This window comes from Salmonella sp. SG203 (genome assembly GCF_013350575.1).
In the GTDB taxonomy this organism is placed as follows: Bacteria; Pseudomonadota; Gammaproteobacteria; order Enterobacterales; family Enterobacteriaceae; genus Salmonella; species Salmonella enterica.
The window spans coordinates 26610-53533 of sequence record NZ_SNMT01000017.1 but is presented as its reverse complement, the minus strand read 5'-3'; the positions used below and the strand labels follow the sequence as shown (position 1 = coordinate 53533).

At 52.9% G+C, this 26924-nt stretch carries 22 protein-coding genes; 6 read left to right on the top strand and 16 right to left on the bottom strand.

The annotated features are described in order from the left end of the window. Positions 1–18: 18 nt before the first annotated feature. From rraA to priA, 7 genes are all read right to left on the bottom strand, one after another. A complete protein-coding gene (rraA, locus tag HV477_RS20180) occupies positions 19–504 on the bottom strand; it encodes a ribonuclease E activity regulator RraA (protein ID WP_000872918.1) in 486 nt (161 codons plus the stop codon). Between the two features lie 92 nt (positions 505–596). Further along, complete coding sequence (menA, locus tag HV477_RS20175; protein ID WP_000139639.1) at positions 597–1526, bottom strand: 1,4-dihydroxy-2-naphthoate polyprenyltransferase; 930 nt, start codon at positions 1524–1526, stop codon at positions 597–599. A 66-nt stretch (positions 1527–1592) separates the two neighbouring features. Next, positions 1593–2924, bottom strand: a complete 1332-nt coding sequence (hslU, locus tag HV477_RS20170) for an HslU--HslV peptidase ATPase subunit (RefSeq protein WP_001293360.1) — start codon at positions 2922–2924, stop codon at positions 1593–1595. A 9-nt stretch (positions 2925–2933) separates the two neighbouring features. Continuing rightward, positions 2934–3464 carry an ATP-dependent protease subunit HslV gene (gene hslV, locus HV477_RS20165; RefSeq protein ID WP_000208240.1) on the bottom strand — a complete coding sequence of 177 codons (531 nt, stop codon included), beginning with the start codon at positions 3462–3464 and terminating at the stop codon, positions 2934–2936. A 91-nt stretch (positions 3465–3555) separates the two neighbouring features. Next, positions 3556–4530 carry a cell division protein FtsN gene (gene ftsN / locus HV477_RS20160; protein ID WP_000068811.1) on the bottom strand — a complete coding sequence of 325 codons (975 nt, stop codon included), beginning with the start codon at positions 4528–4530 and terminating at the stop codon, positions 3556–3558. Between the two features lie 93 nt (positions 4531–4623). Continuing rightward, positions 4624–5649 (bottom strand): DNA-binding transcriptional regulator CytR, encoded by a 1026-nt coding sequence (cytR, locus tag HV477_RS20155; RefSeq protein ID WP_000841337.1) that lies wholly within the window; start codon positions 5647–5649, stop codon positions 4624–4626. A gap of 154 nt (positions 5650–5803) precedes the next feature. Then, the gene (gene priA, locus HV477_RS20150) at positions 5804–8002 is read right to left on the bottom strand and encodes a primosomal protein N' (RefSeq protein ID WP_000109389.1); all 2199 of its coding nucleotides are present in this window, start codon (positions 8000–8002) and stop codon (positions 5804–5806) included. Between the two features lie 203 nt (positions 8003–8205). On the opposite strand from priA, the gene rpmE reads away from it, so the two are divergent. Next, positions 8206–8418, top strand: a complete 213-nt coding sequence (rpmE, locus tag HV477_RS20145; protein ID WP_000715284.1) for a 50S ribosomal protein L31 — start codon at positions 8206–8208, stop codon at positions 8416–8418. Positions 8419–8462: 44 nt separating this feature from the next. Here the strand turns inward: rpmE and HV477_RS20140 are convergent, their stop codons facing one another. From HV477_RS20140 to metJ, 3 genes are all read right to left on the bottom strand, one after another. Further along, the gene (locus tag HV477_RS20140; RefSeq protein ID WP_023261633.1) at positions 8463–9125 is read right to left on the bottom strand and encodes a TIGR02117 family protein; all 663 of its coding nucleotides are present in this window, start codon (positions 9123–9125) and stop codon (positions 8463–8465) included. Between the two features lie 200 nt (positions 9126–9325). Then, the gene (locus HV477_RS20135; protein ID WP_079899254.1) at positions 9326–11116 is read right to left on the bottom strand and encodes an aryl-sulfate sulfotransferase; all 1791 of its coding nucleotides are present in this window, start codon (positions 11114–11116) and stop codon (positions 9326–9328) included. Between the two features lie 455 nt (positions 11117–11571). Then, positions 11572–11889: a met regulon transcriptional regulator MetJ gene (metJ, locus tag HV477_RS20130; RefSeq protein WP_000852811.1), complete on the bottom strand. Its 318-nt coding sequence runs from the start codon at positions 11887–11889 to the stop codon at positions 11572–11574. A 264-nt stretch (positions 11890–12153) separates the two neighbouring features. Here metJ and metB point away from each other — a divergent pair, with 264 nt between their 5' ends. Then, on the top strand, positions 12154–13314 hold the full coding sequence (metB, locus tag HV477_RS20125) for a cystathionine gamma-synthase (protein ID WP_000197213.1): 1161 nt from the start codon (positions 12154–12156) through the stop codon (positions 13312–13314). Between the two features lie 2 nt (positions 13315–13316). After that, positions 13317–15749, top strand: a complete 2433-nt coding sequence (locus tag HV477_RS20120) for a bifunctional aspartate kinase/homoserine dehydrogenase II (RefSeq protein ID WP_079899253.1) — start codon at positions 13317–13319, stop codon at positions 15747–15749. Between the two features lie 115 nt (positions 15750–15864). On the opposite strand, the gene mscS is transcribed toward HV477_RS20120, so the two are convergent. From mscS to HV477_RS20105, 3 genes are all read right to left on the bottom strand, one after another. Then, on the bottom strand, positions 15865–16722 hold the full coding sequence (gene mscS, locus HV477_RS20115) for a small-conductance mechanosensitive channel MscS (RefSeq protein WP_000398243.1): 858 nt from the start codon (positions 16720–16722) through the stop codon (positions 15865–15867). A 2-nt stretch (positions 16723–16724) separates the two neighbouring features. Beyond that, positions 16725–17723 carry a hypothetical protein gene (locus tag HV477_RS20110; RefSeq protein ID WP_023245395.1) on the bottom strand — a complete coding sequence of 333 codons (999 nt, stop codon included), beginning with the start codon at positions 17721–17723 and terminating at the stop codon, positions 16725–16727. A gap of 234 nt (positions 17724–17957) precedes the next feature. After that, positions 17958–19082: a hypothetical protein gene (locus tag HV477_RS20105; protein ID WP_001134808.1), complete on the bottom strand. Its 1125-nt coding sequence runs from the start codon at positions 19080–19082 to the stop codon at positions 17958–17960. Positions 19083–19217: 135 nt separating this feature from the next. Here HV477_RS20105 and HV477_RS20100 point away from each other — a divergent pair, with 135 nt between their 5' ends. The 3 genes from HV477_RS20100 to katG all read left to right on the top strand — a co-directional run bounded on the left by HV477_RS20100 (position 19218) and on the right by katG (position 24204). Further along, positions 19218–20774: a bifunctional UDP-sugar hydrolase/5'-nucleotidase gene (locus HV477_RS20100; RefSeq protein WP_000865261.1), complete on the top strand. Its 1557-nt coding sequence runs from the start codon at positions 19218–19220 to the stop codon at positions 20772–20774. A 194-nt stretch (positions 20775–20968) separates the two neighbouring features. Further along, the gene (gene metF / locus HV477_RS20095; RefSeq protein ID WP_000007507.1) at positions 20969–21859 is read left to right on the top strand and encodes a methylenetetrahydrofolate reductase; all 891 of its coding nucleotides are present in this window, start codon (positions 20969–20971) and stop codon (positions 21857–21859) included. Positions 21860–22023: 164 nt separating this feature from the next. Continuing rightward, complete coding sequence (gene katG, locus HV477_RS20090; protein WP_000108105.1) at positions 22024–24204, top strand: catalase/peroxidase HPI; 2181 nt, start codon at positions 22024–22026, stop codon at positions 24202–24204. A 57-nt stretch (positions 24205–24261) separates the two neighbouring features. On the opposite strand, the gene HV477_RS20085 is transcribed toward katG, so the two are convergent. The 3 genes from HV477_RS20085 to fsa all read right to left on the bottom strand — a co-directional run bounded on the left by HV477_RS20085 (position 24262) and on the right by fsa (position 26921). Next, positions 24262–24885: a DUF1287 domain-containing protein gene (locus HV477_RS20085; RefSeq protein ID WP_000666689.1), complete on the bottom strand. Its 624-nt coding sequence runs from the start codon at positions 24883–24885 to the stop codon at positions 24262–24264. Positions 24886–25143: 258 nt separating this feature from the next. Next, positions 25144–26247, bottom strand: coding sequence for a glycerol dehydrogenase (locus HV477_RS20080; protein ID WP_000374031.1), 1104 nt, complete (start codon positions 26245–26247; stop codon positions 25144–25146). 11 nt (positions 26248–26258) lie between these two features. Continuing rightward, complete coding sequence (fsa, locus tag HV477_RS20075) at positions 26259–26921, bottom strand: fructose-6-phosphate aldolase (RefSeq protein WP_000424866.1); 663 nt, start codon at positions 26919–26921, stop codon at positions 26259–26261. Positions 26922–26924 lie beyond the last annotated feature (3 nt).

The following is a 26924-nucleotide window of genomic DNA, read 5'->3' as shown; positions in this document are numbered from 1 at the left end:
TTACGGCACCTTTTTTGATCACTCGATATCAAGCGGGTCTTCGGAAAGGATAATCCCGGTGTTGTCGGCATAGAGATGATCGCCGGAGAAGAACGTCACGCCGCCGAAATTGACGCGCACATCGCTTTCCCCAATGCCTTCACCTGCGGCGCCAACCGGAATGGCGGCGATCGCCTGAATGCCGATATCCAGCTCTTCCAGATCGTCCACCTGACGCACCGCGCCATAGATAACCAGCCCTTCCCATTCATTTTGCGTGGCCAGACGCGCCAGCTCCGCATCGACTAATGCACGACGGACAGAACCGCCGCCATCGACCAGCAGAACCCGACCACGGCCATTTTGTTCGAGCAGATCGTACAGCAACCCGTTGTCCTCGAAACATTTTACCGTGATGATTTGTCCGCCAAACGACGACCGCCCTCCAAAATTAGAGAACAGCGGTTCCACGACGTTGACATCTTCCTGATAGATGTCACAAAGCTCGGAAGTATCGTATTTCATAGGCTTAACGTTCAGTTGCTGCGAGAATTTTTAGTATATCGCGCTAAGTATACTGTTGGCAAAATCATCAATTGTTAATTGATATTTGTCAGTTAAACGGCCCACTGACTTAAGAGTATCCCAATCACAAATAACAGGTTGGTTAACAACGCGCCTTTAACGGTACGTTCAAGCATCGGGCGCATTGCCGCAGGCTCCCTTTCGCGCATTACATAGCGCGCTTGTTTAATGAGCAAGGGCGCGGCCAGAATAAACAACCATCCCCACGGACTGTGTAGCGAGAGCAGATTAAACAGCGCCAGACAGAGCAGCGCGCCTAGCAACAGGCAGGCGTGATAACGACGCGCGTTGACATCGCCCAGTCGTACTACAAGGGTGTTTTTGCCGTTCTCTCTGTCGCTATTAATATCGCGCAGGTTATTAATATTCAGCACCGCCGTCGCCAGTAAACCGCAGGCGGTGGCCGGGAGAATCAGCGCCGGAATCAGCGTATGCGCCTGGAGATACCAGCTCCCCATGACACTTAGCCAGCCAAAGAATACCAGGACAGAGATATCACCCAGCCCGATATAACCGTAGGGCCGATTACCCACGGTGTAGGTGATGGCGGCGATAATCGACAGCCCGCCCAAAATCAGGAAGCCGACAAAATCGGTTAACGTATGGCACGCGACCGCCACCAGCGCCAGTCCGGAGATACAGATCAGCACGACGGTAATGATTAACGCCCGCTTCATCTCCTGCCGGGTGATGACGCCTTTTTGCATCCCCCGCAGCGGCCCGATGCGATCCGGTTTATCACTGCCTTTGACAGCGTCGCCGTAATCGTTGGCGAGGTTGGATAAAATTTGCAACAGCCCGGCGGTGATAAGGGCCAGCAGCGCGACCAGAGGATCGAAATAGCCTTGCCACCATGCCAGGGCCGTACCGACGATAATCGCCGCGAAGGCGAGAGGTAAGGTTTTGGGTCGTAAGCTTTCCAGCCAGGCCTGGGTGCGGCTAATTTGTTGTTGTTCAGTCATATTTAGCGCCAATAAAAATGGGGCTTTTCAGCCCCATCAACAGTGATGAAAATGCATTGGACGCGATTATAAGATAAAACGGCTTAGATCTTCATCTGCGACCAGCGCATCCAGATGTTTGCTCACATATTCCGCATCAATTGTGATGTTTTGGCCGTGCAGATCGCTGGCGTTATAGGAAATCTCTTCCATCAGACGCTCCAGTACGGTATGCAGACGGCGCGCGCCGATGTTTTCGGTGGTTTCGTTAACCTGCCAGGCGGCTTCGGCAATACGTTTAATACCGGAATCGGTGAACTCGATATTGACGCCTTCAGTTGCCATCAGCGCTTTATACTGCACGGTGACGGACGCGTTTGGCTCGGTCAAAATGCGTTCGAAATCGCTGGTGGTCAGCGCCTGAAGCTCAACGCGAATCGGCAGGCGGCCCTGCAGTTCCGGGATCAGATCAGACGGCTTCGCCACCTGGAACGCGCCAGAGGCGATAAACAGAATATGATCCGTTTTGACCATCCCGTGTTTGGTCGAAACCGTGCAGCCTTCTACCAGCGGCAGTAAGTCGCGCTGTACGCCTTCGCGTGAAACATCCGGGCCGGAGGTTTCGCCACGCTTACAAATTTTGTCAATTTCATCGATAAACACGATGCCGTGCTGTTCAACCGCGTCGATAGCGTCCTGTTTCAGCTCTTCCGGGTTGACCAGCTTAGCAGCTTCTTCTTCAACCAACAGTTTCATCGCGTCTTTAATTTTCAGCTTACGCGGTTTCTGTTTCTGACCGCCCAGGTTCTGGAACATAGACTGCAACTGGCTAGTCATCTCTTCCATGCCCGGAGGCGCCATAATCTCTACGCCCATCGGCGCGGCGGCGAGGTTAATCTCGATCTCTTTATCGTCGAGCTGGCCTTCGCGCAGTTTTTTGCGGAACGTTTGACGGGCGGCAGAAGGCTCCTGCTGCTGTTCGGCCTGGCCCCAGTTATTTTTTGCGGGTGGGATCAGCACGTCGAGAATACGTTCTTCCGCCAACTCTTCCGCACGATAGCGATTTTTCTCGATAGCCTGTACGCGAACCATTTTCACCGCGGCATCGGTCAGATCGCGGATGATAGAGTCCACTTCTTTCCCGACATAGCCCACTTCGGTGAATTTGGTGGCTTCGACTTTAATGAACGGCGCGTTGGCGAGTTTTGCCAGACGACGGGCGATTTCGGTTTTACCGACGCCGGTCGGGCCAATCATCAGAATATTTTTCGGCGTTACTTCGTGGCGCAGCTCTTCATCAAGCTGCATACGACGCCAGCGGTTACGCAATGCAATCGCCACGGAACGCTTTGCGTTATCCTGGCCGATAATGTGTTTGTTCAGTTCGCTGACAATTTCGCGTGGGGTCATTTCAGACATGAGAGGTCCTTACGCTTTGGCGGTCAATTCTTCAATGGTGTGGAAATGGTTGGTGTAAATGCAGATATCGCCTGCAATATCCAACGCCTTTTCAGCAATTTCGCGCGCGCCGAGCTCGGTATTTTCCAACAGAGCGCGAGCGGCAGCCTGGGCATAAGGACCGCCGGAGCCGATAGCAATTAAATCGTTTTCAGGTTGCACGACATCGCCGTTACCCGTGATGATGAGCGAAGCGGTTTCATCCGCGACGGCCAGCAACGCTTCCAGTTTGCGTAGCATACGGTCGGTACGCCAGTCTTTCGCCAGTTCAACGGCGGCTTTGACCAGGTGCCCCTGATGCATTTCCAGTTTACGTTCAAACAGCTCGAACAGCGTGAATGCATCCGCAGTACCGCCCGCAAAGCCCGCAATGACCTTGTCGTTGTAGAGGCGGCGGACTTTCTTCACGTTGCCTTTCATTACTGTGTTACCCAGTGTGGCCTGACCATCACCGGCGATTACCACGTGGCCGTTACGGCGTACGCTTACTATTGTTGTCACGAGCAGACCCCTTGGTTACTAATGCTGAATTGCGGCCCCGTACGGCGTACGGGGCATAATGCAAGTATAGATGGGGGAGATTTTGAGGGTTTCAACCCCCGGTGGCGAGTCGAATGCAGTTTGTATGGCCCGCCATCTTCAGACGGTTAATGGTGCTGTCGGCATTTTCTTTACCCTTAACCGGCCCGATAACCACGCGATTCCAGCCGTTATTGGTGGTAATTTTGGAGTCAAAGCCTTCAAACGCCAGCTGAGCGCGGACGCTTTCTGCCTGCTCGGCGCCTTTGAATGAACCGCATTGCACCATCCAGCGACGTTCATCTTTTTTCTCTGCTGTCGCCTTCGGCGCTTCAGGCGCGCGCGTAATTGGCGCGGCTTTCGGCGCTGCCGCGCTGGTATGCGCCGGCGTTTGCAGCAAATCCTGATAAGGTTGCTGCGAGGCCGTCTGCTTCGGCGGCTGACTTTGGCGCGCAGGTTGCGCCGGGGCGGACTGTACCGTGCGCGTTTGCGGCTGTTCGTTTACCCGCGGCTGCGTACGTGGTTGCTGAACAGGCTGCGTTTGAGCCCACTGCTGCTGCTGCGCCTGACGCTGGCGCTGTAGCGTTTGCTGGCGTTGTTCTGGCGTCTGCTCGTTCCACGGCACTTCGTTAAGTTGCGTTGGCTGCTGACGCATATCCGCCTGCATCTGTTCCAGGAGTTGACGCTGCTCGCTGGTGAGCTGATTCGGATTCATGACTTCGCCGCCGGCGGACGGTTCCGTTGGCGTACGCACGCCCGGCTGGCGACTTTCCAGCTCTTTGATGTAACGCCAGCGCTCTTCCGGTTTTGGCGGAAGCCCATTGCCGGTGACTTTCTGGTTTTGTAGCGTTTCGGACTCTTCTTTCTTATGGTGAGTAATGAAGTACAGACCGCCGATAAAGGTCACAAGGACGGCTGCCGCAATCGCGACCATTGCCGGCGAGACGGCAGGCATGTTGCTTTGCTTCTTCCGTGAGTTCCGTGAGGTGCTCTTTTTGCGCCGCGAAGGAGCCGGTTGGCCGCGACGTACATAATCTCGTTGTGCCACTATCGTTTCGCTGTATTTATTCGTTCGTCAGCCCGTCATGTTACTGAAGCGGCGGGCCTTTGACCAGACAGGTGAGTCTTAAAGCTATTTACTTTAGGGTAAAGCGCGCGTAGAACCGCGAATAATCAGCTCGCAATCCATTAAACGCGAGCCGCTGCTCACATTTTGCCCCTGCATCTGATCGAGCAACAGCAGCATCGCCTCGCGACCAATGTCAAAACGCGGCTGCGCCACGGTTGTCAACGGAGGGTCGCAAAACTCGGCCAGCGCGATATTGTCAAAGCCGATAATCGACAGATCGTCAGGCACTTTCAGACCCTGGCGCTTGGCCCAGGAGAGGGCGCCCAGCGCCATTACGTCGCTATGACAAAAGACGGCGGTAGGCGGCAACGGTTGCTCAAGCAACTGCTTTAATGCGTTTGCCCCGGCTTCAAAGGTAAAGTCGCCACGGGCGATGTAATGCGGATCGACCACAATGCCACTGCGTCTTAATGCCTGTACGTAACCTTGTAAGCGATAGTGACAGAGCGGCATATCTTCCGGCCCCGCAATACAACCAATCCGCTTGTGGCCCAAATCCAACAGGTAATTCATGGCGTTGAACGCGGCGGTCAGGTTATCAATATGTACCGTCGGCAGTTCAAGCTCAGGCGCAAACTCATTCGACATCACCATCGGAGGCAAATTGCGCTGCTCCTCAACGCTGGCGTCAAAGGGCAGCCGGGAACTGAGAAGTACCATGCCGTCGATCTGTTTGGTGATGATGAGATTAAGAAAGGTTTTTTCTTTCTGGTTTTGATGGGCGCAATCGCCAATCAGCACCAGATACCCCTGTTCTGCCGCGGTCACTTCGATACCGCGGATAATTTCACTGAAGAAGGGATCGCAAATATCCGGGACAATCACCAGAATCGTACGGGATTCATTGCGTTTTACATTTCGCCCCATCGACTGCGGGAAATAACCCACTTCAAGCGCGGCCTGTTCAACCCGGCTACGGGTCGACTGGGAGACTTTATCGGGGTTCATTAACGCGCGGGATACGGTTGCCGTAGAGACTTTCGCCTTCAACGCAACATCCTTCATCGTAGCGGCAGTAACCTGCTTGTTCGATTTCACTCTTTCTCCTCGCCTGGGAACTGCTGGCGCAGATCTATCCCTGGTAACACTCATCGAAAACATTTTTATCAGATAGTGCGTGGAAGCGGTTACAGAATTTTCATAAAAAGTGTGATGGATCTTTAATTTTACGATCCGCCTCGCATCGTGAGGACTATCCTTCAATCGGATCGACGTCCAGAACCCATTTAACTTTCCGCGCTTCAGGGAGCGTATTGATCAACGCCAGCGTGCCGCTGATGATGTGTTGCAGGCGAATCCGTGAAGGATGCTGAAGTAAAATTTGCCAGCGATAGCGGCCGCCGCGTTTTGGCGCGAGGGCCGGAACCGGACCTAAGATCCACAGCTTATCGTCTGATAGCGGGCTGGCCTGAATCAGATTACGCAACTGCTGGAGAAAGACGGGCGCCTGCTGATTGTTGTGATCCTCTGCGCGAATAATGACGTGGCTGGTCCACGGCGGAAGCTGGAGCGTTTGCCGTTCCGCCAGCGCCTGTTCCGCAAACGCATCATAGCCTTTATACAGTAACGTTTGCAGCAGGGGATGCTCAGGATGGTGCGTTTGGAGCACCACTTCGCCCTGTTTGCCCGCGCGCCCGGCGCGACCGGAAACCTGAGTGTAGAGCTGGGCGAAGCGTTCCGCCGAACGAAAATCTGCGGAAAAAAGCGCGCCATCGACGTCCAACAACGCCACCAGCGTGACGTCCGGGAAGTGATGGCCTTTCGCCAGCATTTGTGTGCCTATCAGAATGCGCGCTCCGCCGCGGTGAACTTCCGCCAGATGCTGCTCCAGCGCGCCTTTACGACTGGTGGTATCGCGGTCGATTCGTGAGATCGGCACGCCGGGGAAGAAGGGCGCCAGCACCTGCTCCAGCTGTTCCGTCCCTAACCCAACCGGTAGCATATGTGTGGAGCCACAGGAGGGGCACTGACGCGGTACCGGACGCTGGCTGTCGCAGTGATGACAGCGTAAATGATGCTGCGCCTGGTGCAGCGTGTAGTAGTGATCGCAACGCGGGCACTCTGCAATCCAGCCGCAGTCGTGGCAAAGCAGCGCGGGCGCGAATCCCCGGCGGTTAAGAAATAAAATTACCTGATTGTCGGCCTGGAGATGTTGGCGCATACGGGCGATAAGGGCGGGCGCCAGTCCCGCCTGAAGACGCTGGCCTTTTAAATCCAGCACATGCTGCAGAGCTGGGCGGGCGTTGCCTGCGCGCCGCGTCAGACGCAGCATCCGGTATTTTTTCTGCCGCACGTTACATAGCGTTTCCAGGGCTGGGGTGGCGGAGCCGAGAATAATCGGGATCTGCTCGCTATGGGCGCGATACACTGCCAAATCGCGGGCGTGGTAGCGCCACCCTTCCTGCTGTTTATAAGAGCTGTCGTGCTCTTCGTCGATGACAATCACGCCAAGATTTTTAAACGGCGTAAACAGCGAGGAGCGCGTGCCGATGACAATCGCCGCTTCGCCGTTTTTCGCTTTCAGCCATGCCGAAAGACGCTCGCTGTCGTTTAGCCCGGAATGCAGCACTTCCACCGGCGCGTTAAAACGTTCGCGAAAACGGGCGATCGTTTGCGGCGTCAGGCCGATTTCCGGCACCATCACCAGCGCCTGTTTGCCCTGGGCGAGGACGTTTTCCAGCACGCTCAGATACACTTCGGTCTTGCCGGAGCCGGTTACGCCTGCCAGCAACCAGGCGGAGAAACCGTCCGACGCGCTGTGAATCGCGCCGACTGCTGTCGCCTGTTCGGTATTCAGCCGCAGGCGCTCTCCTGCGACGGCATAATGCTCCCGCCAGTCGGTAAACGCGGGCGCTTCACTGGCAAGCTCACAAAGCCCCTTACGCCGCAGCGTTTGCAGCGTGGCGTCAGTAAAATCAAGCTCGGCTACCTGATAGCGCCAGATCTTTCCTTGCCGCAGCGCCGCCAGTGCCTGTTGTTGTTTGGCGGAGCGTTTCAGGCTGTTGATGTCGACGGCTTGCCCCTCTTCGGTGGCGAACCAATACCATAGAGGCGCGTTGCTGGCTGGTTTTCCCTGACGCAGTAAAACCGGCAGAGCGTGAAACAGAACGTCGCCGAGGGGATGGTGGTAGTAATCCGCCGCCCAGAGGAGTAAGCGCCAGATGGAGGGAGAAAAGATTGGCTCGTTATCCAGGATTTCAATGACCGATTTTAATTCATCGAGCGGCAATTCGCTGTGGTCGCTAACCGAGACGACAATGCCCACGCGCTCTTGCTGCTTGCCGAATGGCACGCGCACGCGGCACCCGGCTTTGGCGACCCCGCCTTCCGGCAGCAGGTAATCAAAGGTTCGGGGAAGCGGAACGGGCAAGGCAACGTGCGCGACGGACATAGCATCTTCCTGACTTGAAATTTCGTCGGGTAGTATACACATTACGATAAGGGAGCGCGGATCAGTTTGCATACGGTGGTCAAATTCTGTATGATTCGCCGCCTTTGGTGCGTGTTGTGAGCATCAAACCCTTTACTATTAACTTCGCGTGGTGTCTGGCGTTAGGGCTGGAAGAGCGACGCGGCCTTACACTGAGGTTCCCCATGAAAAAAGGTATTCACCCGAATTACGTAGAAATTACTGCAACCTGTTCTTGCGGTAATGTTATCAAAACCCACTCTACCGTGGGTCACGACCTGAACCTGGACGTGTGCGGCAAATGCCACCCGTTCTTCACTGGTAAGCAGCGTGTTGTTGATACCGGTGGTCGTGTTGAGCGCTTCAACAAGCGCTTCAGCATCCCTGGCAGCAAATAAGTTACCGCCAGAAAAAAAGCGCCGCAGGGCGCTTTTTTTGTTTTCTAGGGATAACAGTATTTGTTCAGACACATTCTGTGATCCGTAATCGCTTTCATTACGCTTCCTGCCGTGAGTTTTAACGAAGGATTTATAGTTAGTCCCGCGCTTTCCAGCCCCTTCGCTGTCCATTTATTGCAGGTATTGAGTATGCCGTAGCGGCCATTCGCGGCGTAAAACTGGCTATCGCCGTAAATTCCTTGTTTTAACGGAATCAGATTACCCCCTTCGTCACGCGCAAAGCTGCGGCCCAGATAACGCATCAGACTGTTACGCTGGTTTGTGTGCAGGAGCAGTGATTTTATCTCGCTACCGGCGAAATAGCGTTCTGGTTTACCGGAAAAGGCGACGATGTGCATAACCGCGCCGGATGACCAGAACATGGCCTGGAGCGTAAGCGCGGTGGTTATTTCTTGTGACTGATAAAAGCCCTTATCGCCCCAGCCGATTTCATACCACTGCGTCTCCTGAGCGAACCGTTTTTTAAGCTGTGGCAGAACGGTATTAACATCATGGGCCGGCGCAATAATTCCCGTGTGCCAGCCATGACTGACGATATAGATTTCCGTCGGGGAGGGCTGTCCGCCTGTCGTAGGTTTTACGGCTTGTGGAAAGGTTGTGCAGCCATATAGCAATAAACTTATCCAGGCGATAAAGAGATTTTTCATGACATATCACCAGCAAAGGCGCGGTATGTTGTGGCGTTTGTCTAATGACGCTGCGCTTATCGGGTCGGTGCCGGATTGGTAATTCATTGATATTTTTGCATTCCTCTTCGAGGGCAATAAGGCGAATGTCATAACTACAATACGTTTTAACCATTCAGGCGGAAGTTAGCTTCCGCCTGTTTTACTTTTACTATCTCGCTTTATTTTTTAAACATCTGCTCTGGATCGATAATCAGCGCCCGATAACCCAGCATACCGGCACGGTTACTGTGTACTTTTAGCTCCAGCATCACATCCTGAGTACCGTCTTTGACTTCATCCAGAACGGAAACGATCGGTTTTGTACCGCTCATTCCCGCTGTAGCCGAGTACATGAACATCGTTTTGGTTTCCGGGCGATATTCCGTGACGGAAGTAATGGCGCTGTACCAGTCAAAACCGCGCTCTTTACCATATTCCCACATTTGGGAAACCGTCATATTTTTTTCGTCAATCTGATATTCCACGCCGCGGGAATATTTCATTGACGGCATGGCCGGTTGTTCCATGCCGCGCGCATCGCCGTTATCAAAGGCGGTCACGACGGTTTTACCTCCGGTGCTTTTGGATGGCACTAACCAACCGGTATGTTGTGTCCATGTCCAGTCAAATCCACCGTCGCAGTGGTGCGCTTCGCAGGTTAGCGGTTTACCGTTGCTGTCTACGGGTTTCAGCACTTTTTTCGCCAGTTCGCCTTTCCAGCCGGATGGATCGGAAAGTATCCATTTCACTTTTTTATCGCGGCCAATTTTGATGATGGCAGACTGGTGGCGCGAGCTAATGATAATGCTGTCGTCGCGAGGATCGTAGCTGACGGAGTTAACATGCGCCCAGTTGCGGCCCGGGCCGGAGCCCGCGATATCGCCGAAGGGTTGTTTTGCAAGCTGCTCTTTGGTCATGACCTGACCGGAATGTTCGGCATCGACGCTCAAACATACCGCTCCCTGATCCATCGCCAGAATAACGTCGTCACGATAGGGGTCGAGGATTTTTGGCAGATCCCAGTAATCGACGGTATCGCCGTTCTGGTCAACTTCAAGAATATGATCACGCACCGTATTGATGGTGTATTTACCATTTAATGGATAATTTTCTTTTGCGACACGCAGCAGGTAGGTGCCTTTCGGCGTTTCGGTAATGGCGTGCGAAAAATCAATAAATCCTTTTGGCAGTCGTTTATCAGAAATAACGCGGCCTAAGAAATCATATTTAAAGTAACGTTGACCCTGGCCAAAAATAAGATTGCCATCGTTAACCTGATGGAAGCCCATCATGGAACCAAAGCGCGTTATATCATCCTGGTTACGGAATTTATCAATATTCATATAGCCGCGAACATCGCCATTCGTATCGCTAATCCAGTTGATACCGGTATAATCCCAGTTCGCCGCGCCGCCTGCGACATGCATAATGTGGCCGGCTCTTGGCATCCCCGTTATATGGTTAAAAAGATATAAGCGATTTTTAAGCGAGCTATCGACTTTAACCGGTTCTACCGTAGGAAGAACGGCAGTTTGCCCGGTAGTAGAGGGTAATGATACCGGTGCGGCGTAAATGGACCACGTATAAGTTTGTTTTTTACCTTCTTCAGTCCAGTCAACTTTAACTTTATTGACATAATCTGGATACAAGCCAAATACAGGTATGCCGTCATGGGTATTTATAGCCTGCGGGCCGACATCATAACTGATCGGGATACCTTTTTCCCCTTTCCCTAAAACGGTAACCTTCACGTTCTGTACATTATGATTGGCTTTATTAATGATTGCTGTTAATGGGAAAACGCCGCCGTAGGGGGCGACATCGACCATACCTAATGGCCCCTCATGGACTGGAATGACATCTGCTGATGCGACCATTGGCCTGTTTGGGTCTAAAACGCCTGAGGCCAAAACGCTGCCGCTCAAACACAGGCAGCATAATACAGGTAAGACTTTCCTTGTAAATAACATATTTATTTCCCCATTCGATATTATCGATAAAATGAATGTATATTAACCTTCTTATTTATCGGAGATGAAAAAACATTTAAAAAAGTAAAACAATCCGCGGAGGGGAATAATGATGTTGGTCACAAATATGAGGTGTTCATGGTCTTTTTAACAATAATCATCGTTGTACTATTTATTCAGTAAATATATGGCGGTGTATTATTATTCATGTACGCTTTGCTACGTGAAACATTAAATAAATATTGGAAGTTTAAATATAATAAAATTATATCGATTATGGCATGCCGGGAATTTTTTCAGGAAAATAACGAAGAGAAACTTATCATGTCTGACAAATTTATCCACCGAGGGCTATTCGGGAAGATGAACGTTTAGAACAATGTCGGAGATAGCCGTGTACAGGGGAAATCGTTAAAAAAGCGCGGCCAGAGGCGTTCTGACCGCATGCTTTGTTATCAGTATTCCCACGTTTCCGGGTCAATCCCCATCTCACGCATGATCTCTTTTGCCGCTTCCGGGATTTCATCGCTGCGCTCTTTTCGCAGATCGGCATCATCCGGCAAGGGTTGCCCGGTAAAGGCGTGCAGAAATGCTTCACACAACAGCTCGCTGTTGGTGGCGTGGCGCAGGTTGTTCACCTGACGACGCGTACGTTCATCGGTGAGGATTTTTAACACCTTCAGAGGAATGGAAACCGTAATTTTTTTGACTTGCTCACTCTTCTTACCGTGCTCAGCGTATGGGCTGATATATTCGCCGCTCCATTCAGCCATGAGATACTTAATCCTCTTCGTCATTAATATTGAGGTCTGAACCTGAGCCCGGACCATAATCGCGCGTAGTTTACCGTAGTGGCGCGGCCCTGACACGAAGTTAGCGGTCGCAGATGTGCGCTAATGCATATAATTTTAACGGCTATTTGCGGTTTGCTCAATCTATACGCAAAGAAGTTTAGATGTCCAGATGTATTGACGTCTATTGTGGTAGTGGTTAATCTGTGGCCTGACTTTCACCGACTCAGCCAGGAATATCTTCATATGACGCGTAAACAGGCCACTATCGCAGTGCGTAGCGGATTAAACGATGACGAACAATACGGCTGCGTTGTGCCGCCAATCCATCTCTCCAGTACCTATAACTTTACCGGTTTCAATGAGCCGCGCGCGCATGATTATTCCCGCCGCGGTAATCCCACGCGTGATGTTGTTCAGCGCGCATTAGCGGAACTGGAAGGCGGCGCGGGCGCGGTATTGACGAATACCGGCATGTCGGCGATTCATCTGGTCACCACCGTTTTCCTCAAGCCGGGCGATCTGCTGGTCGCGCCGCATGATTGCTATGGCGGCAGTTATCGTCTGTTTGACAGTCTGGCGACACGCGGCTGTTATCGTGTGCGGTTTGTCGATCAGGGCGATGAACGCGCCTTACAGGCGGCGCTGGAAGAAAAACCGAAGCTGGTACTGGTAGAAAGTCCAAGTAATCCATTGTTACGCGTGGTGGATATTGCGAAAATCTGTCGGCTGGCGCGCGAGGCGGGCGCAGTGAGCGTCGTTGATAACACGTTTTTAAGCCCGGCGCTGCAAAATCCGCTGGCGTTGGGTGCCGATCTGGTGTTGCATTCATGCACGAAATATCTCAACGGTCATTCGGATGTCGTGGCCGGCGTGGTGATTGCTAAAGATCCGGAAATGGTCACTGAACTGGCGTGGTGGGCGAATAATATTGGCGTGACCGGCGGGGCGTTTGATAGCTATCTGCTGCTGCGCGGTTTGCGAACTCTGGTGCCGCGTATGGAGCTGGCGCAGCGCAACGCGCAGGCGATTGTGAAATATCTGCAAACCCAGCCGTTGGTGAAAAAACTGTATCACCCGTCGCTGCCGGAAAATCAGGGGCATGAAATTGCCGCGCGCCAGCAAAAAGGCTTTGGCGCAATGTTGAGTTTTGAACTGGATGGGGATGAGGAGACGCTGCGTCGTTTTCTGGGCGGGCTGTCGCTGTTTACGCTGGCGGAATCTTTAGGGGGAGTGGAAAGTTTGATCTCTCACGCCGCCACCATGACGCATGCCGGTATGTCGCCGCAGGCGCGTGCCGCCGCCGGGATCTCCGAAACGCTACTGCGTATCTCCACCGGTATTGAAGATGGCGAAGATTTAATTGCCGACCTGGAAAATGGCTTCCGGGCTGCAAACAAGGGGTAAACATGAGTGTGATTGCGCAGGCAGGGGCGAAAGGTCGTCAACTGCATAAATTTGGCGGCAGTAGTCTGGCGGATGTGAAGTGTTACCTGCGTGTCGCAGGCATTATGGCGGAGTATTCGCAGCCTGACGATATGATGGTAGTGTCCGCCGCAGGCAGTACCACCAACCAGTTGATTAGCTGGCTCAAGTTAAGCCAGACCGATCGCCTTTCTGCGCATCAGGTATTACAGACGTTACGCCGCTACCAGTGCGATCTGATTAGCGGGCTGCTTCCCGCCGACGCGGCAGATGACTTAACCAGCGCTTTTATCAGCGATCTGGAACGTCTTGCCGCCTTGCTCGACGGCGGCGTAACGGATGCCGTCTATGCTGAGATCGTCGGACACGGCGAAATTTGGTCGGCGAGATTGATGTCCGCCGTCCTGAATCAGCAGGGTCTGGATGCCGCCTGGCTGGACGCGCGCGCATTTTTACGCGCCGAACGCGCCGCACAGCCGCAGGTTGATGAAGGGCTATCTTATCCTTTATTGCAACAGCTACTGGCGCAGCATCCTGGCAAACGTCTGGTCGTGACCGGCTTTATCAGCCGCAATCACGACGGCGAAACGGTCCTGTTAGGCCGGAACGGTTCCGACTATTCCGCCACGCAAATCGGCGCGCTGGCGGGCGTTTCCCGCGTGACCATCTGGAGCGATGTCGCGGGCGTTTATAGCGCCGACCCGCGCAAAGTGAAAGATGCCTGCCTGCTGCCGTTGCTGCGTCTGGACGAAGCCAGCGAGCTGGCGCGTCTGGCGGCGCCTGTTCTGCACGCCCGTACGCTACAGCCAGTGTCCGGCAGCGATATCGATTTGCAGTTGCGCTGTAGCTACACGCCGGATCAAGGGTCAACCCGAATTGAACGAGTGCTGGCTTCCGGGACGGGCGCGCGTATCGTGACCAGTCACGATGATATCTGTCTGATTGAGTTTCAGGTGCCCGCCAGCCAGGATTTCAGGCTGGCGCATAAAGAGCTCGACCAAATTTTAAAACGGGCGCAGGCGCGTCCGCTGGCGGTGGGCGTGCATCGCGATCGCCAGCTATTGCAGTTCTGCTATACCGCCGAGGTAGCGGATAGCGTACTGAAACTCCTCGAAGATGTCGGGCTGCCGGGCGAATTGCGCCTGCGGCAGGGGCTGGCGCTGGTGGCGATGGTCGGTGCGGGCGTTACTCGCAATCCGCTACACTGCCATCGCTTCTGGCAGCAGTTGAAAGGTCAGCCAGTGGAGTTTACCTGGCAGTCGGAGGAGGGCATCAGTCTGGTGGCGGTGCTGCGTACCGGCCCGACTGAGAGCCTGATTCAGGGGCTGCATCAGTCTGTTTTCCGCGCCGAAAAACGCATTGGCCTGATGCTGTTCGGTAAGGGGAACATCGGCTCCCGTTGGCTGGAACTGTTTGCCCGTGAACAAAGCACGCTTTCCGCGCGTACTGGTTTTGAATTTGTGCTGGCGGGCGTGGTGGATAGCCGCCGTAGCCTGCTGAATTATGAAGGGCTGGACGCCAGCCGCGCGCTGGCATTCTTTGATGATGAAGCCGTTGAGCAGGACGAAGAGTCGCTATTCCTGTGGATGCGTGCGCATCCGTATGATGATTTAGTGGTGCTGGATGTGACAGCAAGCGAGCAACTGGCCGATCAGTATCTGGATTTCGCCAGCCACGGTTTTCATGTGATTAGCGCCAATAAACTGGCGGGCGCAAGCGCCAGCGATAAGTATCGCCAGATTCATGACGCGTTTGAAAAAACCGGGCGTTACTGGCTGTATAACGCCACCGTGGGCGCGGGATTGCCGATCAACCACACGGTGCGGGATCTGATTGACAGCGGCGATACGATTCTCTCGATCAGCGGGATCTTCTCCGGGACGCTATCCTGGCTGTTCCTGCAATTTGACGGTACGGTGCCGTTTACCGATCTGGTGGATCAGGCTTGGCAGCAGGGGCTGACGGAACCCGATCCGCGCGTCGATCTTTCCGGAAAAGATGTCATGCGTAAGCTGGTGATTCTGGCGCGCGAGGCGGGATACGACATCGAGCCGGATCAGGTGCGTGTAGAATCGTTGGTGCCGGCGCATTGTGAAGAAGGGTCTATCGATCACTTTTTCGAAAACGGCGACGCGCTGAATGAACAGATGGTGCAGCGTCTGGAGGCAGCCCGCGAACTGGGGCTGGTGTTGCGTTACGTGGCGCGTTTCGACGCCAATGGCAAAGCGCGCGTCGGCGTTGAAGCGGTGCGTCCGGAACATCCGCTGGCGGCGCTGCTGCCGTGCGATAATGTCTTTGCTATTGAAAGCCGCTGGTATCGCGATAACCCGCTGGTGATCCGTGGGCCGGGCGCGGGTCGCGATGTGACCGCCGGGGCGATTCAGTCGGATATCAACCGCCTGGCGCAGTTGCTGTAATAAAGGCAAGTTCGTGAGCGAAGCGCCAGGTTGCGCTTCGCTCCCTCATCAATACGTTATGCAGTCATTCTGTAGATACTGATATACGAAGCGCTATCCGATTGCTGACGAAACATTATGGCGTGATGCTTTTTACATTCTCAACCCGGACATCCATCCGGGGGTAAGGAATATTGATGCCATTTTCATCCATTGCTTCCTTGATATTTTCCAGAAGATCGTAGTAAGTACTCCAGTACTGAGCGTTGGGCACCCATACGCGAACATAGAAATTCAGGCTAGAGGGCGCAAGTTCGCCCAGGCGGACCGTAATATCGCGGGTTTTATCAATGCGATGATCTTGCTCAATAATACGATGTATCACGTTTTTTACGTCAGCAATACGGCTTTGGTAATCCACGCCAATAATCAGATCAATACGTCGATAGGGGTGTCGTGAATAGTTGATAATATTATCAGCAATAATTTTACCATTCGGGATGACAACTTCTTTGCTATCCGCAGTGAGCAGAGTGGTGGAGAAAATATGGACCTTTTCTACTGTGCCGATAACCAGGCCAATTTGTACAATTTCCCCGGCGCGGAAAGGACGCAGGGAGACAAGCAGTACGCCTGCGGCAAAGTTGGAAAGTGACCCTTGCAACGCCAGACCAATGGCTAAACCCGCCGCGCCGATAACGGCAATAATTGAGGAGGTTTCTATACCGATACGGCCAAGAGCGGCTACTGCCGTGAAAGCTATCGTGATGTAGCGAACCAGCGCGGAGAAAAAGTGGACAATAGTGGCATCCACTTGCCGCCTAAGAAGTAATTTTTCCAGCCCCCTCGATAGTAAGCGAGCTATTAACTTACCGATGAAAAGTAGAATGATGGCGGCAACAACATTCCAGCCAAAATGAATTACCGAGTCACTGTGCTCGGCCATCCATTTGATCGCGCCTTTAATTTTTGGAAATAGCTCAAAACCTTCCATGTTTATCCTCTGTCAGCAGTATCCGCGGTATTAGCGGTAATAAAACGGTTCATTTTTGCCTGGATAATCGCCGCGCCGACGGGTGGTAGCAGTAACGCCCAGAATAGTGTCCAGCCGGTTCGTATTCCGCCATCTTCGTTTTTATTCGCCAGCAGATCGCGGATTTCGTCGCTAAGCGTCAGACACAATATGGCTGTGCCAAACGGCATAATGGCTGACAGCCATCCCGCGCCACATGCGGTCATGAGTCGGGGCGAAGGCGCCACAAATTGCATTTCCCGGTGAATTCTGAAGAACCAATAAATAATATAAAATGGAATGAAAAAGGCCAATAATGCGACGACAAGGGGTTCTGCGCACTCAGGTCGCTGGGTTGATGAGAACCTTTTGGGCGGTGCAATATAGAAAAGTTCTTTTTTGAGCGGTAATAGTAGCAAAAGCGCGATAACCGCTAAAGTAATTACGATTATTCCTATATAAGGAATTGAGTATATAAATATAGACAGATAGCCAGCGATGATAAATTTGAACAGTAAGCAGAGGCTAAATAAAATAACAAATGTCTGAGCACTGCCGATAGCGCTGAAAAGCAGCATGGGGACTAACAGCGTTACGATCCCCATACCCAGATTAATTAAAAACTGCGCTATGATAAGCCTGACTACGTCAGACGGGCCATTTATGCAGAAGGAACAGACCACGCCAATGATTAACAGGAGCGCAACAAAGTAGAAGGGGTAACAATTTTTTATACGGCAGACAAACCAGCTGGCAACCATACCCAGGAGGTATCCCAGTTGGCCGCCAACGAGAATAACACCAATACGATCGGCTGGAATAGACAGTGATTTACTCCAAAAATAAACACCATACGACGATCCCAGCGAACTGATAAAAGAGAGCACCAAAAAGAAAAAAGTGATCCCCCAGAATCGATAGCTACTCAGGAGATCGGCGCAGGTCCATTTTTTATCTGACATTGACGGTAAAGTAATTTCCATATTTATCCCTTGTTTTCCATAGAAAATAAGAATGTATAGAACTATTTAAATTGATAATAAATATTGATTATGTGAATAACGTTTATAGTCAATTTTAACTTAAAACGAAGGGCCATTTTATCAAATAGTTCTATTCTTTTTCAGCGTATAAAAGTAGGATGTGAGGTGATTAAATCTATAGCGCCTTCTGAATGATAATCTGTGATTTTTTATGCGTGGCATTACATCATTGGGTTAAATGTGATTCCATTGTGAGTTATATTTTTCCGTCAGCAAATACAGAATTTGCGTGACGCGTTTGGCGGAATAGTGGGCGCTTTGCTGGAATTCAGGTTGTTGCCATAGCCAGGTAACAAAGCGGCGACTAGCCGCCAGATTAACGGCGACACCTTGTTCTAAGTGGGAACCGGTTAACGAACAGACCATTTTGCGGTTGTGACCTTGCCCCCAGAGTTGCCACTGATTTTGCCACCATCCCTGCCATGTTTTGCCTAACAGTTGCCACTCTGCGCGGCAATCGTCATCGTTTATCTCTTCCTCAACGAACCACAGCGAGGAGAGACGCTGGCGAAACCGCTCCGCCCATGCCGTAATGACCGCGCCGCGCAAAAAACACTCATGGGCAATGATGTGTGTCGCGACATCAGGAAAGCGGTTTTTCAGCACCCGAAAATGACCATGCGCCGTAATGACCGGGCGAAGTATTGTTCCTTGCGCGTTACGTTTAAGCGCCGCCGGGCCATACTGAATCTCATCGAACTGACTGCGCTGTAAAAATTGCCGTTCTTTAATGGCGATACGGTGAATAATATCGCCCTTCTCGCCCTCGGGCGGCGCAATTCCTTTCCAGTGGTAATGCAAACTCTTTCCGGCAGAAAGTAACGTGAAATTGCTGGAAAGGTGAAGAATATTGCCGCGAACAGCGTCAAAACTGAATAAAAAATACAATTGCTGGAAGGCATTCGCTCCCTGAAACGGTACGAGCAGCGGAATACTGCAAATCTGTTCCGGCGTTTCGGCGACATTCAGCGCGTGCTGTTTTGGCGTCCAGACTTTCTTACAGTACTGGCACTGAAGTCGCTGCGTTCCGCCGGGATTACGTCCATAACGAATCCATGTTTTTTGATAGCAGTCGGGGCAAAAGTGACCATGCTCTTTGGCATATTGCGCGATATAAGCAGACGCCCAGCGGCGAAATTCCCCCTCGTTGAAGAGCGGCGGATAACTGCCGCAGGCTCGACAATGCAATGCCGGATAACCCAGGCGATAGTCCGGCCACACATAATCCGGCGAGTCAGGCAGCCCAAGATTGCGACAACCAGCGCTTTTGCAGGCATTAATGGTGAACAGAGGCGGCATACATTTTACCAACGATTTTGGCAGGTCGTTGATTCTGCCTTCATAAAACGGTACGCGGGTGTGAGGACTCTCACATAAAAAAACCTTTCAGAATGTAACGTAGCGAATCTTTATATGACTGAAAGGGACTTATTTATGAAAGTAAAACTGCTTGCTGCCGGTATTTTGTTCACGCTGCCGTTCTGGGCCTGCGCCAAAGATGTCACCATTATTTACACCAACGATCTACACGCTCATGTGGAGCCTTATAAAGTGCCGTGGATTGCTGACGGTAAACGCGATATTGGCGGTTGGGCCAATATCACCACGTTGGTGAAGCAGGAAAAAGCCAAAAATAAGGCGACGTGGTTTTTTGATGCCGGAGATTACTTTACCGGACCGTATATCAGCAGCCTGACGAAGGGTAAAGCGATTATCGATATTTTGAATACCATGCAGTATGACGCTGCCACTATCGGTAATCATGAGTTCGATCATGGCTGGGACAATACATTGTTGCAACTGAGCCGGGCGAAATTCCCTATCGTACAGGGCAATATTTTTTATGAGGACAGCAGTAAATCCTTCTGGGATAAGCCGTACACCATTGTTGAAAAAGATGGCGTCAAGATTGGCGTAATCGGCTTACACGGTGTCTTTGCTTTTAATGATACGGTTTCTGCCGCGACGCGCGTGGGCATTGAGGCACGCGATGAGATTAAGTGGCTGCAACGTTACATTGATGAACTTAAAGGTAAAGTCGATCTGACCGTCGCGCTGATCCACGAAGGCACCCCGGCCCGCCAGTCCAGCATGGGGAATACCGATGTGCGACGCGCGCTGGATAAAGATATTCAGACCGCAAGTCAGGTAAAAGGGCTGGATATTTTGATTACCGGCCACGCGCATGTCGGTACGCCGGAACCGATTAAAGTCGGTAATACGCTGATTCTTTCAACGGACAGCGGCGGCATTGATGTCGGCAAATTGGTGCTGGACTACCAGGAAAAGCCGCATCAGTTTACCGTGAAGAACTTCGAGCTGAAGACCATTTTTGCTGATGAGTGGAAGCCAGATCCGCAAACGAAACAGGTGATCGACGGCTGGAACAAAAAGCTCGATAAAGTCGTGCAGCAAACGGTGGCGCAGTCGCCGGTTGAGCTGACCCGCGCGTATGGCGAATCGTCGTCGCTGGGGAATCTGGCGGCGGATGCGCTGCTTTTTACGGCGGGGAAAGACACCCAGCTAGCGCTTACTAACTCTGGCGGTATCCGCAACGAAATCCCGGCTGGCGCGGTGACGATGGGTGCGGTAATCAGTACCTTCCCGTTCCCTAATGAACTGGTCACGATGGATTTAACCGGTAAACAATTGCGCAGCCTGATGGAGCATGGCGCCGGATTAAGCAACGGCGTATTGCAGGTGTCTAAAGGGCTGGAGATGAAGTATGACAGCAGCAAACCTGTCGGCCAGCGGGTTACAGTGCTGACGCTCAATGGCAAGCCGATTGACGATGCTACGGTTTATCACATCGCTACCAACAGCTTCCTTGCCGACGGCGGCGATGGTTTTGCGGCATTCACGGAAGGCCAGGCGCGGAATACCTCCGGCGGCTACTATGTGTCGAATGCGATAGTCGATTACTTTAAGGCGGGCAACACCATCACGGATGAGCAGCTCAAAGGGATGCGCGTTGCGGATGTGAAGAAGTAATTTCCCCTGCCGCGGCGCGTTCAGTGCCGCGGCGTGACATGAAGAAAATTCAACTTTGCTGAATATTCCTCATTCTTTGGCGTGATTTTTCAGTTGACGTCCTTCTGCTTTTCCGTCATTTTTACATCTGGACGTCTAAACGGATAGATGTTTACAACACAACAAATAATAACATGCGATTGATGAGGTAAGGTATGAGCTTTTTTCACGCCAACCAGCGGGAAGCCCTGAATCAGAGCCTGGCGGAAGTACAGGGTCAGATTAACGTTTCGTTTGAATTTTTCCCGCCGCGCACCAGTGAAATGGAGCAAACCCTGTGGAACTCCATCGATCGCCTGAGCAGTCTGAAACCGAAGTTTGTTTCGGTAACGTATGGCGCCAACTCCGGGGAACGCGACCGCACTCATAGCGTTATTAAAGGCATTAAAGAGCGTACTGGGCTTGAGGCCGCGCCGCACCTTACCTGTATTGACGCCACCCGCGATGAACTGCGCACCATCGCCCGCGACTACTGGAATAACGGTATCCGCCACATTGTCGCTTTGCGCGGCGATTTGCCGCCGGGCAGCGGTAAGCCGGAGATGTACGCCGCCGATCTGGTTGGTTTGCTCAAAGAGGTGGCCGATTTCGATATTTCAGTAGCGGCCTATCCGGAGGTACATCCGGAAGCGAAAAGCGCGCAGGCCGATCTGCTTAATCTGAAGCGTAAAGTGGATGCTGGCGCTAACCGCGCGATAACCCAATTTTTCTTCGATGTGGAAAGCTACCTGCGTTTTCGTGACCGCTGTGTTTCCGCCGGTATCGACGTAGAAATTATTCCCGGCATTTTACCGGTGTCTAACTTTAAACAGGCGAAAAAATTTGCCGATATGACCAATGTCCGCATTCCGTCCTGGATGTCACTGATGTTTGAGGGTCTGGATGATGACGCAGAAACCCGCAAGCTGGTGGGCGCTAACATTGCGATGGACATGGTGAAAATTTTAAGTCGCGAAGGAGTGAAGGATTTCCACTTCTACACGTTGAATCGTGCGGAAATGAGTTATGCCATTTGCCACACGTTGGGCGTAAGACCGGGTTTATAACCTCCAGCTCCCTGCCGGGAGCTTTATTACAACTCATATTGATCTACATCTCTGTAACTAAAAATATAAAAGGTATTAGCTATCGAATCTGTGGATTAATTCAACTATATCTATTTGCTCCTGGTGTATATCGTAACGGTAACACTTTAAAAGGGAGCTGAGATATGAGCACGACCGACGATACCCATAACACGTTATCCACTGGAAAATGTCCTTTCCATCAGGGGGGGCATGACCGAAGCGCAGGCGCAGGGACTGCCAGCCGCGACTGGTGGCCGAACCAGCTTCGCGTGGATCTTTTGAATCAACATTCCAACCGTTCTAACCCGCTGGGTGAAGACTTTGACTACCGCAAAGAGTTTAGCAAGTTAGACTACTCCGCCCTGAAAGGGGATCTCAAGGCGCTGCTGACCGATTCACAACCATGGTGGCCCGCCGACTGGGGCAGCTATGTCGGTTTGTTTATTCGTATGGCCTGGCATGGCGCTGGCACCTACCGTTCTATTGATGGTCGTGGCGGCGCGGGTCGTGGTCAACAGCGTTTTGCGCCGCTTAACTCCTGGCCGGATAACGTCAGCCTGGATAAGGCGCGTCGTTTGTTGTGGCCGATTAAGCAGAAATATGGCCAGAAAATTTCCTGGGCTGACCTGTTTATTCTGGCGGGTAACGTGGCGCTGGAAAACTCCGGCTTCCGTACCTTCGGTTTCGGCGCCGGGCGTGAAGATGTCTGGGAACCGGATCTGGATGTGAACTGGGGCGATGAAAAAGCCTGGTTGACTCACCGACACCCTGAAGCGCTGGCAAAAGCGCCGCTGGGCGCGACCGAGATGGGCCTTATCTACGTTAACCCGGAAGGGCCGGATCACAGCGGCGAACCACTTTCTGCCGCCGCCGCCATTCGCGCTACCTTTGGCAATATGGGGATGAACGACGAAGAAACCGTGGCGTTGATCGCTGGCGGGCATACCCTCGGTAAAACCCACGGCGCGGCAGCGGCATCCCATGTAGGGGCCGATCCGGAAGCCGCGCCGATTGAAGCGCAGGGCTTAGGTTGGGCCAGCAGCTATGGTAGCGGCGTTGGCGCGGATGCTATCACCTCCGGGCTGGAAGTGGTCTGGACGCAGACGCCGACCCAGTGGAGCAACTATTTCTTCGAGAACCTGTTCAAATATGAGTGGGTACAAACCCGTAGTCCGGCTGGCGCTATCCAGTTTGAAGCGGTTGATGCGCCGGATATCATCCCGGACCCGTTCGATCCGTCGAAAAAACGTAAGCCAACCATGCTGGTCACCGACCTGACGCTGCGTTTTGATCCGGAGTTCGAGAAGATTTCCCGTCGTTTCCTTAACGATCCGCAGGCCTTTAATGAAGCCTTTGCTCGTGCCTGGTTCAAACTGACGCACAGAGATATGGGACCAAAAGCGCGTTACATCGGACCGGAAGTGCCGAAAGAAGATCTGATCTGGCAGGACCCGTTGCCGCAACCGCTCTACCAGCCAACGCAGGAAGACATTATCAACCTGAAAGCGGCGATCGCTGCATCCGGGCTTTCTATTAGCGAGATGGTTTCGGTTGCCTGGGCATCCGCGTCTACTTTCCGCGGCGGCGATAAGCGTGGCGGCGCTAACGGCGCGCGTCTGGCATTAGCGCCTCAGCGCGACTGGGATGTCAACGCCGTTGCGGCTCGCGTTCTGCCGGTATTAGAAGAGATCCAGAAAACGACGAATAAAGCCTCGCTGGCCGATATTATTGTGCTGGCGGGCGTGGTCGGTATCGAGCAGGCGGCCGCTGCTGCGGGTGTCAGCATCAGCGTACCTTTTGCGCCGGGCCGGGTGGATGCGCGTCAGGATCAGACCGACATCGAGATGTTCTCGCTGCTTGAACCGATTGCCGATGGATTCCGTAACTATCGTGCGCGTCTGGATGTGTCGACGACCGAATCGCTGTTGATTGATAAAGCGCAGCAGTTAACGTTGACCGCGCCGGAAATGACGGTACTGGTTGGCGGGATGCGTGTGCTGGGAACCAACTTTGACGGCAGCCAGAACGGTGTCTTTACCGACAGACCGGGCGTGCTCAGCACAGACTTCTTCGCTAATCTGCTGGATATGCGTTACGAGTGGAAACCGACCGACGAATCTAATGAGCTGTTCGAAGGCCGGGATCGTCTGACTGGCGAGGTGAAATACACGGCGACCCGCGCCGATCTGGTGTTTGGTTCCAACTCCGTACTGCGCGCGCTGGCGGAAGTTTACGCGTGTAGCGATGCGCACGAGAAGTTTGTGAAGGACTTCGTCGCGGCATGGGTGAAAGTGATGAACCTGGACCGTTTCGATCTGCAATAATCTGACAGGTTAATTCGTCAGCGGCTGCTATTCGGTAGTCGCTGACGTTTTCCGCGTTTAATGCGAAAAATAACGAAAATGCCCCGTGACTTTCCAGTTAAATAATACATCTTCCTCCTGTGCTCCCGCGCCTATGTTATGCACAACCAGCGGCACCCCTTCAGGCGTGACGTTCAGGGACACCACGCCAATATGCGCAAGGCCGTTATCCAGCCGCCAGGAGACAATATCTCCCGGTTGATAATCGCTATATTTATCTGTCACCGGCAACGCTTTGTTTTGACGCTGGAACCAGGTTTCCAGATTCGGAACGCGGCGATGGTCGATATTGCTGTCCGGGCGTTTCAGCTTCCAGTTATTCGGGTAGGCAGAGAAATGCGCCTGCATGTCTTCATGTACCCGTTTCTGTAAATCAACCTGCTGACTGCGTAGCGCGCGGATGACGACATCTGCACATACTCCACGCTCCAGCGGAAGATCGCCATTCGGATAATCCAGACGAACATAGGCAGCATCATAAAATAGCGTCTTACCTATTTGTGTCCCGGCACTTTGGGCGATTGCAGCATTAGTTTGCGCCTGAACGGTTATTGGTCTGGTATCAGAGCGTGGCGAATGATGAGAGATATGGCTAATAAAAAAAGCAGCAAGAATACCGATAAGCGCCTGTGCGAATTTCATCTTCTTCGTCCGTGAAGTGTGTCAGTACGTCATTTGACTTTCCGCGGAGAGAATGGTGCGTGATAAAAAAGTCTATTTCAGGACAAAATGGACTGATTCCAGGCTATGGAATACCTGATGATGGCGCTTCGCTTACCCGGCCTGGATGATTGGATAACAAGGCCAGATAAGGTGCCTGTGTCGACATTCGGCAAATGAATTCTGTTGTGTCAGCAAGCTGAAATACTCCTGACTATCGTCAGGAGTATTGCTCAGACCTTATTCCCATTCCTGCAAGAAGCGTTGACCATACTGGTCGGCGACCAGCAGCGCGGCGTACACTTCATCCGGCGTTGCGCCGCCAGGCATGTTATGAATAGTTTCACCTTCTGCGCAGGAGGCTTCCGCGACGGTGCGCATCTTGGCCGGGATATCCTGTTTAATATCCAGTTGCGCCAGCGTAATCGGCAGGCCAACGGAATGGCACAGCGCCGCAACGGTTTCGATTTCTTCGACCGGCGCGTTTTCCAGCACCAGTTGCGTCAGCGTACCGAAAGCGACCTTCTCACCGTGATAATAGTGGTGCGCATCCGGAATCGCCGTTAAACCGTTATGAATCGCGTGCGCTGCGGCCAGACCGCCGCTTTCAAAACCGACCCCGCTCAGGTAGGTGTTGGCTTCGATGACGCGTTCCAGCGCTGGCGTGACGACGTGCTGTTCGGCGGCCAACATGGCTTTTTCGCCTTCTTCGATCAGCGTGTTATAGCATAGCTCCGCCAGCGCCAGCGCGGCCTGTGTACACTTGCCGCCCGCCATTGTGGTGGCGCCGCTGCGTGAGCAGGCGCGCGCTTCAAACCAAGTCGCCAGTGCATCGCCGATACCGGCTGCCAGCAGACGCGCCGGCGCGCCCGCCACTATCTGCGTATCGACAATAACCATATTCGGGTTATGCGGCAGCAGCAGATAACGGTCAAACTCACCGGCATCGGTATAAATAACCGAGAGTGCGCTGCACGGTGCGTCGGTAGAGGCGATGGTCGGCGCGATAGCGACCGGGACGTTCATAAAGTGCGCCAGCGCTTTGGCGGTATCCAGCGTTTTACCGCCGCCGATACCCAGTACGGCGCCACACTGACTTTTTTCGGCGACGGCGCGCAGCCTGTCGATCTCATTTTGCGAACATTCGCCGCCAAACGGGGCGATTTCTACTGACAAACCGGCATCCGTCAGGCTTTTGCGCAGCGTCTCTTCGGCAAATCCCAGCACGAATTTATCGCCCACAACCAGCCAGTTGTTCGCCATTGGTTTTAAATAATCGCCAAGACGCGCGATGACGTTTGCACCCTGAATATACTTACCTGGTGACTGAATAATGCGATCCATACATTTCTCTCCTACAGGTTCAGATTACCAAAAGCGTTTTTCCAGTCTTGCTCAAACTTCTCTATTGCCGACTCTACCGCAGGCGTATTGAGCATTTGTTGCGCTACATCTAAAGGAAGGGTAATCGCCTGGCAACCTGCCAGTAAGCAATCCAGCGCCTGCCGCGGCGTTTTAAAGCTGGCCGCCAGTACCATGCTGTCGGGCGCGTGATGTTCCAGTAGCGTTTGCAGCTCCTGAACCATACGAATGCCATCGCCGCCCTGCGCATCAACGCGGTTGACGTAGGGAGCGACATATTTTGCGCCCGCCAGCGCCGCCAGCAGGCCCTGCGATGCGCTGTAGACGGCGGTGCCCAGCGTCACGATGCCTTCTTTTTTCAGCAATTTAATCGCTGCAAGACCTTCGGCGGTCACCGGAATTTTAACCACAATGCCGGGGATGGCGTTATTCAGTCGTTTGGCTTCTTCCACCATCCCTTTCGCGTCGCGGCTCATGGTCTGCGCAAATAAAGTGCCTTCTTCGCCGATGGCGTTTTGCAGCCTGGGCAGCACATCCCAGATAGATTCTTTGCTGGCTGCCACAATGCTTGGATTGGTGGTGACGCCGGCAATCGGGAAAATGCGCGCCAGACGTTCAACTTCCGCCACGTTAGCGGTATCCAGATAGAGTTCCATAGT